General features: G+C 61.9%; 15 protein-coding genes. 11 read left to right on the top strand and 4 right to left on the bottom strand.

The features are described 5' to 3' along the window. Window positions 1–26 precede the first annotated feature (26 nt). The 9 genes from argC to CVS29_RS00035 all read left to right on the top strand — a co-directional run bounded on the left by argC (window position 27) and on the right by CVS29_RS00035 (window position 9,813). On the top strand, window positions 27–1,073 hold the full coding sequence (gene argC / locus CVS29_RS00075; RefSeq protein ID WP_110104313.1) for an N-acetyl-gamma-glutamyl-phosphate reductase: 1,047 nt from the start codon (window positions 27–29) through the stop codon (window positions 1,071–1,073). After that, window positions 1,070–2,239, top strand: coding sequence for a bifunctional glutamate N-acetyltransferase/amino-acid acetyltransferase ArgJ (gene argJ, locus CVS29_RS00070; RefSeq protein WP_110104312.1), 1,170 nt, complete (start codon window positions 1,070–1,072; stop codon window positions 2,237–2,239). The genes argC and argJ overlap by 4 nt, the downstream gene beginning before the upstream one ends. A 231-nt stretch (window positions 2,240–2,470) precedes the next feature. Beyond that, the gene (argB, locus tag CVS29_RS00065) at window positions 2,471–3,367 is read left to right on the top strand and encodes an acetylglutamate kinase (RefSeq protein WP_110104311.1); all 897 of its coding nucleotides are present in this window, start codon (window positions 2,471–2,473) and stop codon (window positions 3,365–3,367) included. Beyond that, window positions 3,367–4,659 (top strand): acetylornithine transaminase, encoded by a 1,293-nt coding sequence (locus CVS29_RS00060; RefSeq protein WP_110104310.1) that lies wholly within the window; start codon window positions 3,367–3,369, stop codon window positions 4,657–4,659. The genes argB and CVS29_RS00060 overlap by 1 nt, the downstream gene beginning before the upstream one ends. Then, a complete protein-coding gene (argF, locus tag CVS29_RS00055; protein WP_110104309.1) occupies window positions 4,660–5,658 on the top strand; it encodes an ornithine carbamoyltransferase in 999 nt (332 codons plus the stop codon). Between the two features lie 2 nt (window positions 5,659–5,660). Next, the gene (locus tag CVS29_RS00050) at window positions 5,661–6,194 is read left to right on the top strand and encodes an arginine repressor (protein WP_110104308.1); all 534 of its coding nucleotides are present in this window, start codon (window positions 5,661–5,663) and stop codon (window positions 6,192–6,194) included. 143 nt (window positions 6,195–6,337) lie between these two features. Then, complete coding sequence (locus tag CVS29_RS00045; RefSeq protein WP_110104307.1) at window positions 6,338–7,543, top strand: argininosuccinate synthase; 1,206 nt, start codon at window positions 6,338–6,340, stop codon at window positions 7,541–7,543. 2 nt (window positions 7,544–7,545) lie between these two features. Further along, entirely contained in the window at window positions 7,546–8,961 is a 1,416-nt protein-coding gene (gene argH / locus CVS29_RS00040) for an argininosuccinate lyase (RefSeq protein ID WP_110104306.1), read from the top strand. Window positions 8,962–9,078: 117 nt separating this feature from the next. After that, on the top strand, window positions 9,079–9,813 hold the full coding sequence (locus tag CVS29_RS00035) for a maleylpyruvate isomerase family mycothiol-dependent enzyme (protein ID WP_110104305.1): 735 nt from the start codon (window positions 9,079–9,081) through the stop codon (window positions 9,811–9,813). Between the two features lie 54 nt (window positions 9,814–9,867). Here the strand turns inward: CVS29_RS00035 and CVS29_RS00030 are convergent, their stop codons facing one another. From CVS29_RS00030 to CVS29_RS00015, 4 genes are all read right to left on the bottom strand, one after another. Beyond that, complete coding sequence (locus tag CVS29_RS00030; protein ID WP_110104304.1) at window positions 9,868–10,338, bottom strand: SDR family oxidoreductase; 471 nt, start codon at window positions 10,336–10,338, stop codon at window positions 9,868–9,870. A 55-nt stretch (window positions 10,339–10,393) separates the two neighbouring features. Then, entirely contained in the window at window positions 10,394–10,876 is a 483-nt protein-coding gene (locus tag CVS29_RS00025) for a GNAT family N-acetyltransferase (RefSeq protein ID WP_110104882.1), read from the bottom strand. A 212-nt stretch (window positions 10,877–11,088) separates the two neighbouring features. Next, window positions 11,089–11,625 (bottom strand): TetR/AcrR family transcriptional regulator, encoded by a 537-nt coding sequence (locus CVS29_RS00020; RefSeq protein ID WP_110104303.1) that lies wholly within the window; start codon window positions 11,623–11,625, stop codon window positions 11,089–11,091. Between the two features lie 339 nt (window positions 11,626–11,964). After that, window positions 11,965–12,222, bottom strand: coding sequence for a metal-sensitive transcriptional regulator (locus CVS29_RS00015; protein WP_110104302.1), 258 nt, complete (start codon window positions 12,220–12,222; stop codon window positions 11,965–11,967). Between the two features lie 526 nt (window positions 12,223–12,748). Between CVS29_RS00015 and CVS29_RS00010 the strand changes: the two genes are divergently transcribed. Next, window positions 12,749–14,143 (top strand): MBL fold metallo-hydrolase, encoded by a 1,395-nt coding sequence (locus CVS29_RS00010; protein ID WP_110104301.1) that lies wholly within the window; start codon window positions 12,749–12,751, stop codon window positions 14,141–14,143. Between the two features lie 108 nt (window positions 14,144–14,251). Further along, the gene (locus CVS29_RS00005; protein WP_110104300.1) at window positions 14,252–14,836 is read left to right on the top strand and encodes a rhodanese-like domain-containing protein; all 585 of its coding nucleotides are present in this window, start codon (window positions 14,252–14,254) and stop codon (window positions 14,834–14,836) included.

The following is a 14,836-nucleotide window of genomic DNA, read 5'->3' as shown; positions in this document are numbered from 1 at the left end:
GAATATTTCTGCTGTATAGTCGACGTATGACAATCTCAGTAGCAGTCTCCGGCGCCAGCGGATATGCCGGGGGAGAGGTGTTGCGCCTGCTGGCCAGCCACCCGAACGTAACCATCGGCGCCATCACGGCCCACAGCAACGCTGGAGAACGCCTCGGTGCTCTGGCACCGAATCTGCATGCCTTGGCCAACCGCGTCCTGGTGGACACCACCGTGGAGAACCTTTCCGGGCACGACGTCGTTTTCCTGGCACTGCCGCACGGCGCATCCGCGGCTATTGCAGCCCAGCTCTCACCGGACACTTTGGTGATTGACGCCGGCGCCGATCACCGCCTGGAGGATTCCACCGCGTGGGAAAAGTTCTACGGTTCCGAACACGCCGGCACGTGGCCCTACGGCCTACCTGAAATGCCCGGACACCGGGAACGACTCAAGGGCGCCAAGCGCATCGCCGTCCCTGGGTGCTACCCCACCAGTTCGCTGCTGGCCCTCATGCCCGGCTTCGCTGCTGGCGCTCTGATGCCTGATGATGTGGTGATTGTTGCAGCCTCAGGCACCTCCGGGGCGGGCAAAGCCGCCAAGGTCAATCTGATTGGCTCCGAGGTCATGGGGTCCATGAGTCCCTACGGCGTGGGTGGACTGCACCGCCACACCCCCGAAATTGAGCAGGGCCTCTCCAACGCTTCAGGACTGGATGTGCAGGTTTCCTTCACACCCACCCTGGCGCCCATGAGCCGCGGCATCCTCACCACGGCCACGGCGAAGGTGTCCGCCGAATTTGCTGCGCTGGAAAACCCCGAAGCGGTGTTGCGGGAAATCTGGGAAAAGGCCTACGCGGACGAGCCCTTTGTCCATGTTTTGCCGGCAGGCCAGTGGCCCGCCACCAAGTCCGTGCAGGGCTCCAACTACGCAGCCATTCAAATCGCCTACGATTCCCACGTGAACCGTGTGGTTGTGTGCGCCGCCATCGATAACCTCACCAAGGGCACCGCTGGCGGAGCTGTCCAATCCATGAATATTGCCCTCGGCCTGCCCGAGACAACAGGCTTGACCTTCCAAGGAGTAGCACCATGAGTGTGACAACCCCGCTAGGCTTCCGTGCTTCAGGCGTCACTGCCGGGCTGAAGGTATCCGGCAAACCGGATCTGGCCCTCGTTATTAACGATGGCCCCGAACACGCGGCCGCCGCCGTGTTCACCAGCAACCGTGTGGCTGCTGCGCCCATCCACTGGTCCCGCCAGGTCCTCAGCGATGGCCGCGTTGACGCGGTTGTGCTGAACTCTGGCGGAGCCAATGCCTGCACCGGTCCCGAGGGCTTCCACAACACGCACGCCACAGCCGAGAAGGTTGCGGCCGTGCTGGGACTCTCCGCCACGGATATTGCCGTGGCCTCCACGGGCCTGATTGGCGAGCAGCTGCCCATGGAAAAAATACTTCCCGGTGTTGAGGCTGCCGCCGCTGCCTTGACGGAGCACGGCGGAGCTGATGCAGCAACCGCGATCATGACCACCGACACCGTCAACAAGCAGGCGTCCTGGACCTCCGCGGCCAATGCTGAAGGTGTGAGCTACAGCATTGGTGGCATGGCTAAGGGTGCTGGCATGCTGGCTCCCGGTCTGGCCACCATGCTGGTGGTCATCACCACAGACGCCGTGGTGGAAGCTGAAGGCCTGGACGCGGCACTGCACGACGCCGTCCGCGTCACCTTCAACCGGGCCGACTCTGACGGATGCATGTCCACCAACGACACCGTCCTGCTCATGTCCTCCGGCGCCTCCGAAGCATTCCCTGACATGGCAGAATTCACGGCAGGCCTCACCGAAGTGTGCGCCACCCTGGCCCGCGCCCTGATTGCTGACGCCGAGGGCGCTAGCCACGACATTGCCATCACCACAGTGAACGCGGAGAGCGAACGCGACGCCGAAGTAGTCTCACGCTCTGTGGCCCGTTCCAACCTGTTCAAGGCGGCCATCTTCGGCAACGACCCCAACTGGGGGCGCGTGCTGGCCTCCGTGGGCACCACCGACGCCGTCTTTGACCCGGATCAACTCAACGTGAGCATCAACGGCGTGCAAATCTGCCGCAACGGAGGAATTGGTGACTCCCGTGACTTGGTAGATCTGGCACCGCGTGAAGTCACCGTAGAGATTGACCTCAACGCCGGCCATGCCACCGCCACGATCTGGACTAACGATCTCACACACGCCTACGTCGAAGAAAACAGCGCGTACTCCTCGTAACTGGTTCGCCGCCGAGCCCTTGTTGCGGCCGGCTGGCTGTGGTTGGCTTCGGCGGCGTTGCGAGAGTTGGAAGTGCCAGATGACGAGCCGGATGGTGGCGGTGGCCCCGGAGCGGGGATGGATTTTGCAGGCGAGGTCACGAGCAGCAAAATCTTACTGCCCGCGAGGGGCTGCCGGCACCAGAAGGTGGCCCGCAGTGATGTACACAAACGCAGAAGAAGGACTTTCATGATGACGTCGGTGGAAACCGCACAGGATAAGGCTGGCACGCTGATTGAGGCGTTGCCGTGGATTCAGCAATTTGCGGGCACGGTAGTGGTGGTCAAATACGGCGGAAACGCCATGATCAACGATGAGCTGCGCCGGGCCTTCGCCGAGGACATTGTCTTCATGCACCATGTGGGCATCAAGCCCGTGGTGGTCCATGGTGGTGGGCCGCAAATCAACGCCATGCTCAAGCGTCTGGACATCAAGAGTGAGTTCAAGGGCGGGCTGCGCGTCACCACGCCGGAGGCCATGGACGTGGTCCGCATGGTCTTGACCGGCCAGGTGGGCCGTGAACTGGTGGGCCTGATCAACGAACATGGGCCGTACGCCGTGGGGCTCTCCGGCGAGGATGGCGCACTGCTTCAGGCCGAACGTACCGGCACCATTGTTGACGGGCTACCCGTGGACCTTGGTCTGGTGGGCGAGGTGGTGGGGGTGAATCCTGGTGCCATTCTTGACTTGCTGGAGGCCGGGCGGATTCCGGTGATCTCCACCGTGGCTCCCGAGGTGGGGGATGCCTCCACCGTACTGAACGTCAACGCCGATACCGCTGCTGCAGCCCTGGCTGTGGCGTTGGAAGCCTCCCGCTTGGTGATTCTGACCGATGTGGAAGGTCTCTACGCCAACTGGCCGGATAAGTCCTCGCTGCTCAGTGAACTCAGTGCTGGTGCCCTGCGTCAGATGCTGCCCAGTCTGGAAGCAGGCATGATCCCGAAGATGGGTGCCTGCCTTGCCGCGGTGGATGGCGGTGTGGCCCGTGCAGCTGTTGTTGACGGACGCAGCGCCCACTCGGTGCTGCTGGAATTGATGACTTTTGAGGGCAACGGGACCCAAATTTTTCCCGATGAGGATGAGAAGTGATGACTGAAGAAAACGCAGGCACCGAGCCCGGCAACGCAACCGACCTGTCCAACGCCAATGCCGCAGCCGTCACCGGAACCGGCACGGGTGAGCAGTGGCTGGCCCGTTACAAGGATTCTTTGATGGGTGTCTTTGGCGCCCCGCAGCGCGTCCTGGTGCGTGGCGCCGGCGCGCTGGTCTGGGATGCCGATGGTAAGGAGTACCTGGACCTGCTCGGCGGCATTGCCGTGAACGCGCTAGGCCACGCCCACCCGTTTGTGACCTCCGTGATTGCCAGCCAACTCGCCACTTTGGGCCATGTCTCAAATTTCTTCACAAGCCCCACCCAGATTGCCTTGGCTGAAAAGCTGCTGGAATTGAGCGCAGCCCCGGCCGGTTCGAAGGTGTTTTTTGCCAACTCCGGGACCGAGGCCAACGAGGCCGCTTTCAAGCTGGCCCGCTCCCACGGCGGTAAGGCGCGCCCCACCATCTTGGCCCTGGAAGGCGGCTTCCACGGCCGCACCATGGGCGCCTTGGCCATGACGGCCAAAACCGCGTACCGGGAACCGTTCGAGCCCATGCCGGCCGGTGTGCGCCACCTGCCCTTCAATGACATTGACGCACTCCGCGCAGCACTGGATGACACCGTTGCTGCACTTGTCATCGAACCCATCCAGGGTGAGGCCGGCGTACGCCCCCTCTCCGCCGAATATTTGCAGGCCGCCCGCGAACTGACCCGCGAGCACGGGTCCCTGCTGATCATGGACGAGGTCCAAACAGGCATTGGCCGCACCGGCAACTGGTTCGCCAGCATCGCAGCCGGCACCACCCCGGACGCCATGACCCTAGCCAAGGGCTTGGGCGGCGGCTTCCCGATCGGCGCCATCATCACCTTCGGCGAAGGCCCCTCACAGCTGCTCAGTGCCGGCCAGCACGGCACCACCTTCGGAGGCAACCCCGTGGCCACGGCCGCGGCGCTGGCCACCTTGCACGTCCTGGAAACCCAGAACGTGCTGGCCAATGTCAACGCCGTGAGCGAGCTTTTTGCCACCGGCCTGGCCAAGACCAGCGGCGTCACCGAGGTGCGCGCCTTCGGTCTCCTGATTGGCTTCGACCTTAGCGATGACATTGCCCCCGAGGTAGTCTCCGCCGCGCTGGATGCTGGCTTCATCATCAACGCACCCCGCCCCAACACCATCCGCCTGGCCCCGCCCTTGAACCTGACCGTTGAGCAGGCACAGTCATTCCTGACGGCCTTGCCGGCATTGATCACCACGGCCACCGCCGCAAAACTTATGGAAAAGAGCTTTTAGATGACACGCCACTTTCTGGTAGACACCGATCTGAGCCCCGCTGAACAAGCCGAGGTGCTGGAGCTGGCCGCACAGTTGAAGAAGGCACCGTACTCCAAAAACACCTTTGCCGGTGACGGTTCGGGTTCTCAAACCGTGGCCGTCATTTTTGACAAAACCTCCACGCGGACCCGTGTCTCCTTTGCCGCAGGCGTAGCCGCCCTAGGTGGCAACCCGCTGATCATCAATCCCGGGGAGGCCCAAATTGGTCACAAAGAATCCGTGGCCGACACCGCCAAGGTGCTTGAACGCATGGTCTCCACCATTGTCTGGCGCACCTACACCCAGTCCGGGCTGGAGGAAATGGCGGCCAACTCGCGCGTGCCCGTTATCAACGCCCTCTCCGATGATTACCACCCGTGCCAGTTGCTCGCGGACCTGCTCACCATCAAGGAACATAAGGGTGAGCTGGCCGGTCTGACCATGACGTACATGGGGGATTCGGCCAACAATATGGCCAACTCCTACCTGCTGGCCGGGGTCACGGCTGGCATGCATGTGCGCATCACCGGGCCCGCCGGGTATTTGCCGGCCGACGCCGTGGTGCTGGCTGCCCGGGAGCGTGCCGCACTAACCGGCGGCTCCGTCCTGATCACCACGGACGTGGCGCAGGCTGTTGCGGGCGCTGACGTGCTGGTCACCGACACCTGGGTTTCCATGGGCCAAGAGGAGGAGAAGGCTGCCCGCATGGAGCTTTTCACCGATTACGCGCTCGACGACGCCGCTCTCGCCCAGGCGTCCCCGGATGCGATTGTGTTGCACTGCCTGCCCGCCTACCGCGGCTACGAAATTTCCGCTTCCGTCATTGACGGCCCGCAATCCGTTGTTTGGGACGAGGCCGAGAACCGCCTGCATGCCCAGAAGGCGCTCATGGTGTGGCTCGTGGAGAACTCTGCCGTTGAGAGTCCTGCCGTTGAGCACTCAGCGGTGAGGGCTACAGCCGCCGGGACCGGCGCGTAATCATGGCTAAACCCCCCATTCCGGCCGGGATGCCGGCCACCAAGACGGCGCGGCAGGCTCGGGTGCAGGCGCTGCTGACCAGCCGTGCCGTCCGATCCCAGGCTGAACTTGCCGCACTGCTGGCGGATGATGGTTTGGTGGTGGGCCAGGCCACGCTCTCACGTGATCTGGTGGAATTGCGGGCCGTTCGGGTCAGGGGCAAGGATGGTGCCCTGATCTATGCCCTCCCCAAGGAAGGCGGTGACCGCAGCGTGCACAGCGCCTCGTCACAAGAACTGTTGGATACCAGGCTCATCCGGCTCTGCGGGGAACTGCTGGTCACGGCCGAAGCCTCAGGCAATATTGCGGTACTGCGCACACCGCCAGGTGCCGCAAACTTCCTGGCCTTAGCCATCGACCACTCTGTGATGCCCTCCATTCTGGGCACCATCGCAGGGGATGACACCGTCATGATCATCACGCGCGAGCCCTTGGGAGGGGCAGAAGTAGCCGAAAGGTTCCTGCAATTCGCCGAAGAATCCGGCGCTGGGGCGTAACCCACGCCGGGAGGCGAGGGGGCCGACGTCGCACTTGTGGGCACTATGAATATCTTTTAGTAAGAATGCATAATCATGCACTATGCTGTGTATTAATGAGAAGCACACTCTTGTGAAGAGTGTTGAAATAGGGAGATAAAAACGTGACTGAACGCATTGTATTGGCTTACTCCGGTGGCCTGGACACCTCCGTAGCGATCGGCTGGATCGGCGAGGCGACCGGCGCAGAAGTCATCGCGGTGGCAGTGGATGTAGGACAGGGCGGAGAATCCCTGGAAGACATCCGCCAGCGCGCATTGGGCTGCGGCGCCGTCGAAGCCTATGTTGCTGACGCGCGTGATGAATTCGCCAACGAATACGCCATGCCAACGCTGAAAGCCAACGCCCTCTACCAGGGCCACTACCCGCTGGTTTCAGCCATCTCCCGCCCCGTGATCGTCAAGCACCTGGTCAAGGCCGCCCGCGAATTCGGCGCCACCACGGTTGCCCACGGCTGCACCGGCAAGGGCAACGATCAGGTTCGCTTCGAGGTCGGCATTCAGACCCTGGGCCCGGACCTGAAGTGCATTGCACCGGTCCGCGATCTGGCGCTGACCCGCGATAAGGCCATTGTGTACGCAGAGTCCCACAACCTGCCGATTGAGACCACGAAGAAGAACCCGTACTCGATCGACCAGAACGTGTGGGGACGCGCCGTGGAAACCGGATACCTGGAAGACATCTGGAACGCCCCCACGAAGGACATCTACGATTACACGGCCACCCCGGAATTCTCGCCGGCACCGGATGAGGTCATCATCTCCTTCGCGCAGGGTGTGCCCGTCGCCATTGATGGCGTGAAGGTCACCCCGCTGCAGGCCATCCAGGAACTGAACCGCCGTGCAGGTGCTCAGGGTGTTGGCCGCATCGACGTCGTCGAAGACCGTCTGGTCGGCATCAAGAGCCGCGAAATCTACGAAGCACCCGGCGCCATGGCACTCATGACGGCCCACAAGCACCTCGAGGACATCACGATCGAGCGCGAGCAGGCACGCTTCAAGGCCACCGTTGGTCAGCGCTGGGCCGAGCTGGTCTATGATGGCCAGTGGTTCTCCCCGCTGAAGCGTTCACTGGATGCCTTCATCGAGGACACCCAGCAGCATGTCAACGGCGACATCCGCATGACCATGCACGGCGGGCAAGCTATTGTCAACGGCCGCCGCTCCGAGACCTCGCTGTACGACTTTGACCTGGCCACCTACGACACCGGCGATACGTTCGACCAGTCACAGGCCAAGGGCTTCATTGAGCTGTGGGGCATGTCCTCCAAGGTTGCCAGCCAGCGCGATCAGCGCGTTTCAGGCCTGTAACCATGGCTCATGGGACCAACGAAGGTGCCCTGTGGGGTGGCCGCTTTCAGGGCGGCCCCGCAGATGCTCTTGCTGCATTGAGCAAGTCAACTCACTTTGACTGGCGGCTGGCACTGTATGACATTGCCGGTTCCAAGGCACACGCCCGCGTTCTGAACACGGCTGGGCTTCTAGATGCTGCTGAGCTGGAGGGCATGCTTGCTGCGCTCAACCAGCTTGAGGTGGATGTAAAGTCCGGTGCTTACACTCCTTCCGAATCGGATGAGGATGTGCACGGCTCCCTGGAGCGCGGCCTGATTGAGCGCGCCGGTACGGCACTGGGCGGCAAGCTCCGTGCTGGCCGGTCTCGCAATGACCAGGTTGCCACGCTGGGGCGCATGTACCTCCGCGAACATGCACGGATCATTGCCGCCGGAGTTCTCTCCGTGGTGGATGCGCTCGTGGAACAGGCCAAGGCACACCATGGTGTGGCCATGCCTGGACGCACGCACCTCCAACACGCTCAGCCTGTACTGCTCAGCCATCACCTGCTGGCTCACGCCTGGGCCTTGTTGCGTGATGTGCAGCGCCTGGTTGACTGGGATAAGCGTGCCGCGGTTTCACCTTACGGTTCCGGCGCATTGGCCGGTTCCTCGCTGGGTCTGGACCCGAACGCCGTCGCGGCTGACCTTGGCTTTGATTCCGCCACGTGGAACTCGATTGATGGTACCGCCTCACGGGATGTCTTTGCCGAGTTCGCCTGGGTGTGCGCCATGATCGGTGTAGACCTTTCCCGGATTTCCGAGGAAGTCATCCTGTGGGCCACCAAGGAATTCTCCTTCATCACACTGCATGATTCCTACTCCACGGGATCCTCGATCATGCCGCAGAAGAAAAACCCCGACGTGGCGGAGCTGGCCCGCGGCAAGGCCGGGCGCCTCATTGGCGACCTGACCGGGCTGCTGGCAACACTCAAGGGCTTGCCTCTGGCGTACAACAGGGACTTGCAGGAGGACAAGGAGCCCGTCTTTGACGCGGCCGATACCCTTGAACTGCTGCTGCCCGCCGTCTCCGGCATGATCGCTACTTTGGTGTTCAACACCGAACGCATGGAGTCTCTGGCTCCGCAGGGCTTCGCCTTGGCCACCGACATTGCCGAATGGCTGGTCCGTCAGGGTGTTCCGTTCCGTGACGCTCACGAGCTATCCGGGGCAGCCGTCAAGGTTGCCGAGGGCCGCGGCGTGGAGCTGTGGGACCTTACGGATGAGGAATACGCCGGCATTTCTACGTACCTGACACCGGAGGTTCGCACGGTTCTGAGCACGGAAGGCTCGCTGAACAGCCGCAACGCCCAGGGCGGTACGGCACCGTCCGCAGTACTGACGCAGCTGGCGGCCCTTGAGTGTCAGCTGGGCGAGGTTCGCACCTTCCTCGCCTGACCGGCCTCGCACTTCCTTGGCACGATCGTAGAAATGGCTGACAGCTAGAAATGCCCGTATCTGTGAAGGATGCGGGCATTTCTTTGTTCGGGCCCCTCGCCCGCTAGGCTTGGGTGCATGACTGATATTTCAAATGCGCAGCTACTGGAGCGACTCACGGCTGCCGCCGAGAACGTGAGCGCGAAATTGGGGGCTCTGACGGACAGCGACGTCCTGGACCCCACTGATTTGCCCGGCTGGACCCGCGGGCACGTACTGGCCCATATTGCCCATGTTTCCACTGCTGTAGCGAGGCAGGCTGAGTATGCGCTGCGTGGTGAGCTTGTTGATTTTTATGACGGCGGCCCGGGCGGACGCACACAGGCAATCGAGATGAACGCCGGCCACACCGCGGCCGAACACCGGGACTATATTGCCACCGCCTTCACGAGGGCACTGACTGTTCTGGGCGGGCTCGAGGAGAGCCAGTGGGAACTTCCTGTCAGCTACCGCAATAGTGATATTCGGGGCGTGGCCCTGGCATACTGGCGCGAGCTCGTGATCCATCTGGCTGATTTGCAGCTGGGCCGCGGCCCCGAAACTTGGTCCAAGGAGTTTTGCCTCTACCTGATCGGGTTCCTGCGCCCCCGGGTGCCGGAGCCGCTGCAGCTGAAGTTGTTGCCGCTGGCGCTGCCGCCCATGACGGTGGGTTCTGGAGAGAGTACCGTGTCTGTTTCCGGCATGCTGACCGATATTGCTGCATGGCTCTCCGGGCGTACACCCAGTATGGGCTCCCTGCGCGCCGAAGCTGCCGCCGATTCAGTGGAATTGCCCACTCTGCTGCCCTGGCCGTCCGCGTTCGCGGCAAAGTAAGCACCACAGCTTTGTCGCAGAAGTGAGTGCACAGCTAATTGGTTTGATCAAGGTTTAGTTGACATCTAACTTATGAGCTGTGTGATCACTTGTCAGCGCCACGATTCGGCCGACTCCGTGCGGCTCGGTGTAGAGCTCGGCGAAGGCCCTGATAAGTAACCAGTTTGCCCGGGTGTTGACAGCGAAGTGGTTGTCAAAGCTCTCCTGAGTGGTGTTTAGGATGCTGCTATTGATACACAGTGCGTGGCTTGATACAAGAGCACTGATTGGCCCGATTACATAGGTAGCTTCCCGCAATATCGCTTCGGTGACGACCACCTCTGCCATGTCGGCCTCGATGGAATGGATTATGAGACCGAGGGACTCAAGCTCAGCTGTGAATGCAGCTACGAATCCTTGATCTGGCTTATAGCTGGTGATGGCAATGTTCCATCCATCAGCGGCGAGCTGCCGAGCGATTTCGGTGCCTATCGATGCGCACCGACCTACTCCTGTGATCAGAACACCGGGGCGGTCGTTGTGCACATGAGGGGTCCTCTCTCATTGATTAGTGTTGGATGCCGTGCAAACCGCCTGAAGCTTAGGCCAGATGTAGGAGCAAGGTGTCGGAATTTCCAGCCCGGTCGACTCTGCTGAATCCGGCTCGCTCGTAGAGGTGAACTGCTGGATTTTGGTCCTCTACGCTTAAGCTCAGTGCCGTTAAGTCGAGTTTTTTAGCTTGCTCGATGATGGCTGTCATCAATGCGGTTCCGACCCCGCTTCCGCGGTTCCCCGGAAGCACCCCCAGAGTCAGCTCAGGAGTGGTGGATGATACAAATCCATAACCAGGATCGTCTTCGCTTAGGAGTCGGGCCCAGGCGGTTCCTATTGGTTCGCCGTGGTCGGTTTCGGCGACGAATCCGAAGTCTACTTCGGATTGCCAATCCACTACGTAGTGGCTGATCTCAGGTTTTTGAAGGATCTGTTCTCGGGTTAATGTCTGATCTTCTGACCAGTTGAATGCCTGGAGGAGGACGTCGGTGAGAAATGAAAAGTCTGCTGCGGTAGCGGTGCGTAAATGCATGATCACCAATGCTAGGTCGAGTTCAAAGGAAATCTCAGGTTGTGACTGACATTTTTCGAGAGTCCACCGTTTGTCTTGGTTCGGGCCCGTAATGCGAAAGACCCGGGAAAGGTAAGCGTTCACAAGCCGAACCCCGTACGGGGACTAACCTGGACGGGTCCAATGCGAGCGCTGCCCCCTGACCACTCCTTTGCGGCGTGCAGGGCGGCGGTCTACTTCACGGAGGGGACGAGCGTGGCCAGCAGTGCGAAGACCGAACGCATCTCTGCCTCGCTTGGAGTGGGGAAAGCTGCCGAGCTGCTTACCATCACGAGGTAGGGAACCAGCGCTGCGATGTGCGCGTGGGACGGGTCGGGCAAGATGCCACGCCAGAGAGCGACAAGCGCTTCGAGGCGCGCCGTGTCTACCCGGCCCTGTACGGCGCGCGCAGATTCGTCTTCAAACGCCCAGGCGCGCATCGCAGCATCTAGCCGTGGGTCGAGCGACACGTCCGTGGCAACCCGCGCGAGTGCCTGATGCGACGGGAGTTCGGATGCGGCGAAAATCGCGGCGCGGATCGATGTCATCGAGTCCTCTTCGCACCGCGTCAGTAACGCACTGCGGTAGTCGCCGATGCCGATGAAGTGGTGATGGAACGAGCCTTTGGTAAGACCGAGGCGCTCCGCGATGCGATCGATCCGCACGCCAGACCTCCCCTGCAACTTGAGCACGTTCAAACCCTCGTTTACCCATTGCGATCGCGTAGTCATCACTCAACCTTCACTGTGACACTGCCACTTGGTAGCGCCCGATTGGTGTGAAGCACAACGTTAAGTGACCTGTTTTCACAACGGTCAATGGCCGCGCGGCCCGGCCTCTGCTTCACTCTTTGGGCCACTAGATGAACCAACCTCAGTGAATGGTCCTGCCCATTGCGCGGTACCTGGGCGGCGAATAGCGGTTTTGGCTACCCCGGCCTGCTTTACGGCAGGGGAACAACGAGTTGACTGTTGCGCCATCGCGGCACCGCTTGGTTCGCGCATGGGTTCCTCCCAAAGGCCACTTTCCCTGGTCAGTATCCAGTAAAAGTGGCCGCCGGATGGTCGAGGCTAAGCCAAGGAGAGGAACAGCTTTTCCAGGTCGGCACGGTCTGCCGTGGGGTCCTCGCTTTTCAGGCACTGCTCCAACCCGGTGGCGATAATTGCAAAGCCGGCGCGATCGATGGCCTTGGATGCTGCGGACAGCTGGGTGACGACTGTGCGGCAGTCACTGCCTTCCTCAAGCATGCGAATCACCCCGTTCAGCTGGCCCTGGGCGCGCTTGAGCCGGTTGATGACGGGCTTCATGGTGTCCACTTCAAGTTCCATAACGGGTTCCTCCAGTGTGTTTGTTTCTTCAAGTGTATACCCCCGGGGGTTTCTTGAGATAACATCGACAGCGGATCTCGCATACCCCCACGGGTATGCTTTTCAGTCTATTGCGGGGGTAAGTGAGTCTCCGTGGACAATTCCAGAATAAAGGAATGCCCCCCCATGTGCCGAGCGGCCAAATGTCGTAAATGCCAGAAAGCCACCTGGGCCGGATGTGGCCAACATGTCAAGCAGGTCATGGCCCACGTGCCACGCAATGAACGCTGCGCCTGCGACCCAAATGCGCCAAAGAAGCCTGCGGAATCCAAGGGCTGGCTGGCACGCCTCCTTGGTCGCTAAACAGCGGGTAGCGATTGCCTCATGGCGGTCAGCAATCCTCGGGGGATGCTGACCGCCATTTCCATCGCCCTTCCAAAGTCCTTCGGAAGACATGTTGCAAATATACCCCTGGGGGTATTATGGTTATGGGGAACCAAATACCCGCTGGGGTATAAAACTTCTTTATCTCACTCAAGGAGAGACCATGCTTCTCGAACGCATTTATGACGAAGACCTTGCCCAGGCCAGCTACTTCATCGGCTGCCAAGCCAAGGGCGAGGCCATCGTGGTGGACGCCCGCCGCGACATCCAGATTTACCAGGACCTTGCCGCGAAGAACGGCATGAAAATCGTGGCCGTCACTGAGACCCACATCCACGCCGACTACCTCTCCGGCACCCGCGAGCTTGCTGCGGCCACGGAGGCAGCCATCTACGTATCGGGTGAAGGCGGAGAGGACTGGCAATACGGATTCGAAGGCGAACGCCTCTTCGACCAGTCCACCGTCAAGCTGGGCAACATCACGCTCACCGCCCTGCACACCCCTGGCCACACCCCCGAGCACCTTTCCTTCCTGATCACCGACGGCGCCTTCGCCGAACACGCCGGTTTCCTGCTCTCCGGGGACTTCGTCTTCTCCGGGGACCTGGGCCGCCCGGACCTGCTGGATGAAGCGGCCGGCGGAATCGACACCCGCTTTGCCGGGGCGCACGACCTGTTCGTCTCGCTGAAGGAAAAGTTCCTGACCCTGCCCGACTACGTTCAGGTCTACCCGGGCCACGGTGCCGGCAGCGCCTGCGGCAAGGCGCTGGGCGCGATCCCCTCCTCCACCGTCGGCTACGAACGCAACTTTGCCTGGTGGGGTCCCTACCTGGAGACCGACGACGAGGCCGGCTTCGTGGAGGTGCTACTTGACGGGCAGCCCGATGCCCACGCCTACTTCGGGCGCATGAAGCGCGAAAACCGGGTCGGCCCGGCGATCATGGGCGAACGAGCACCGCTGGCCGAACTGTCAACCGAAGTGGTCGCCGCGGCCCTGGCCGCCGACGAAATCGGCATCGTCGACACCCGCCACCACAGTGAGGTCCACGTTGGGACCGTGGCCGGGGCGCTGAACATCCCTGCCGGGAACAAGGCAGCAAGCTTCGGCGGCTGGGCCGTGGACCCGGCTACCGACCAGCGCCCGCTGGTGCTGCTGGCACCGAACAGTGAAACCGCCACCGAAATGTGGGACCACCTCATCCGCGTGGGCATCGACAACGTCGCCGGCTACGTGAGGACGTTCGATGGGCTTCCGGCCTTCACACCGCAGACCGTGGCTCCTGCCGACCTGGCCGAATTCGATTCAGCCATGGTGCTCGATGTGCGCAACAAGACCGAGCACCTTGCCGGGCACATCCCGGGCTCCGTCCAGCTCAACGCCGGACGTGTGCTCTGGAACACCGCGGAACTGCCCACCGACGGCATCATCGTCAGCTACTGCCAGTCCGGGGTGCGCAACTCGGTGGCCGCCTCGAGTCTGCGCCGTGCCGGACACCGCGTGGTGGAACTCGAGGGCAGCTATGCGGGCTGGAGCGCCTGGGAAACCCAGAACGCCTAACACCCCCTGATTCACCCTCCCTGTTTCACCCCGTATCGCGGGTTCCGGCGCCGGCTTGTTCGGTGCCGGGACCCGCGATGCAATTGGACCCTGAAAGGCCCACGCACCATGACTGCAACAAACGGTTCCATTTCCCCCGCGGAACTGAATTCACTGATCTCCTCCGGTGAGGGCGTCGTGATCCTCGACGTGCGTTCGGCCGCGGAATTCGAATCCCTGCATATCTTGGGCTCCTACAACGTGCCCCTGGCACTGCTGGCCGAACACACCGAGGAACTAGCCGCGAAACTGGGCACCAAGACCGTGCTGGTCTGCCAGTCTGGCGTGCGCGCCACCGAGGCCCACAGGAACCTGAACAGCGTCGGCTTCTCCGATGCGCTGGTACTCACCGGCGGCGTCCCGGGCTACCAGCAGGCTGGCGGCAAAACCGTGGAGGGCTCCAAACGCTGGGCCCTGGAACGCCAAGTCCGCATGGCGGCCGGTTCGCTGGTCGTGGCCGGGTTGGCCGGCGGCAAGTTCCTCTCTCCGCAGATCCGCACCGTTGCCGGGGTGATCGGTGCGGGCCTAGCCTTCTCCGCGGCCACCAACACCTGCGCCTTGGGCAAGGCATTGTCGAAGATGCCGTGGAATAAGACCGGCAACGAGCCGACCCGCGAATCGGTCATGGCCCAGCTTCCGCCCAAGAAGTCCTGA

The organism is Arthrobacter psychrochitiniphilus, assembly GCF_003185915.1.
Lineage (GTDB): Bacteria > Actinomycetota > Actinomycetes > Actinomycetales > Micrococcaceae > Specibacter > Specibacter psychrochitiniphilus.
The sequence above is the reverse complement of the archived record's forward strand: the minus strand, read 5'-3'. Positions and strand labels throughout refer to the sequence as shown.

Excerpts from the sequence above, each read along its gene's own strand:
- argC (WP_110104313.1), top strand. The coding sequence starts at position 27 with ATGACAATCTCAGTAGCAGTCTCCGGCGCCAGCGGATATGCCGGGGGA.
- argJ (WP_110104312.1), top strand. The coding sequence starts at position 1,070 with ATGAGTGTGACAACCCCGCTAGGCTTCCGTGCTTCAGGCGTCACTGCC.
- argB (WP_110104311.1), top strand. The coding sequence starts at position 2,471 with ATGACGTCGGTGGAAACCGCACAGGATAAGGCTGGCACGCTGATTGAG.
- CVS29_RS00060 (WP_110104310.1), top strand. The coding sequence starts at position 3,367 with ATGACTGAAGAAAACGCAGGCACCGAGCCCGGCAACGCAACCGACCTG.
- argF (WP_110104309.1), top strand. The coding sequence starts at position 4,660 with ATGACACGCCACTTTCTGGTAGACACCGATCTGAGCCCCGCTGAACAA.
- CVS29_RS00050 (WP_110104308.1), top strand. The coding sequence starts at position 5,661 with ATGGCTAAACCCCCCATTCCGGCCGGGATGCCGGCCACCAAGACGGCG.
- argH (WP_110104306.1), top strand. The coding sequence starts at position 7,546 with ATGGCTCATGGGACCAACGAAGGTGCCCTGTGGGGTGGCCGCTTTCAG.
- CVS29_RS00035 (WP_110104305.1), top strand. The coding sequence starts at position 9,079 with ATGACTGATATTTCAAATGCGCAGCTACTGGAGCGACTCACGGCTGCC.
- CVS29_RS00025 (WP_110104882.1), bottom strand. The coding sequence starts at position 10,876 with ATGCATTTACGCACCGCTACCGCAGCAGACTTTTCATTTCTCACCGAC.
- CVS29_RS00020 (WP_110104303.1), bottom strand. The coding sequence starts at position 11,625 with ATGACTACGCGATCGCAATGGGTAAACGAGGGTTTGAACGTGCTCAAG.
- CVS29_RS00015 (WP_110104302.1), bottom strand. The coding sequence starts at position 12,222 with ATGGAACTTGAAGTGGACACCATGAAGCCCGTCATCAACCGGCTCAAG.
- CVS29_RS00010 (WP_110104301.1), top strand. The coding sequence starts at position 12,749 with ATGCTTCTCGAACGCATTTATGACGAAGACCTTGCCCAGGCCAGCTAC.
- CVS29_RS00005 (WP_110104300.1), top strand. The coding sequence starts at position 14,252 with ATGACTGCAACAAACGGTTCCATTTCCCCCGCGGAACTGAATTCACTG.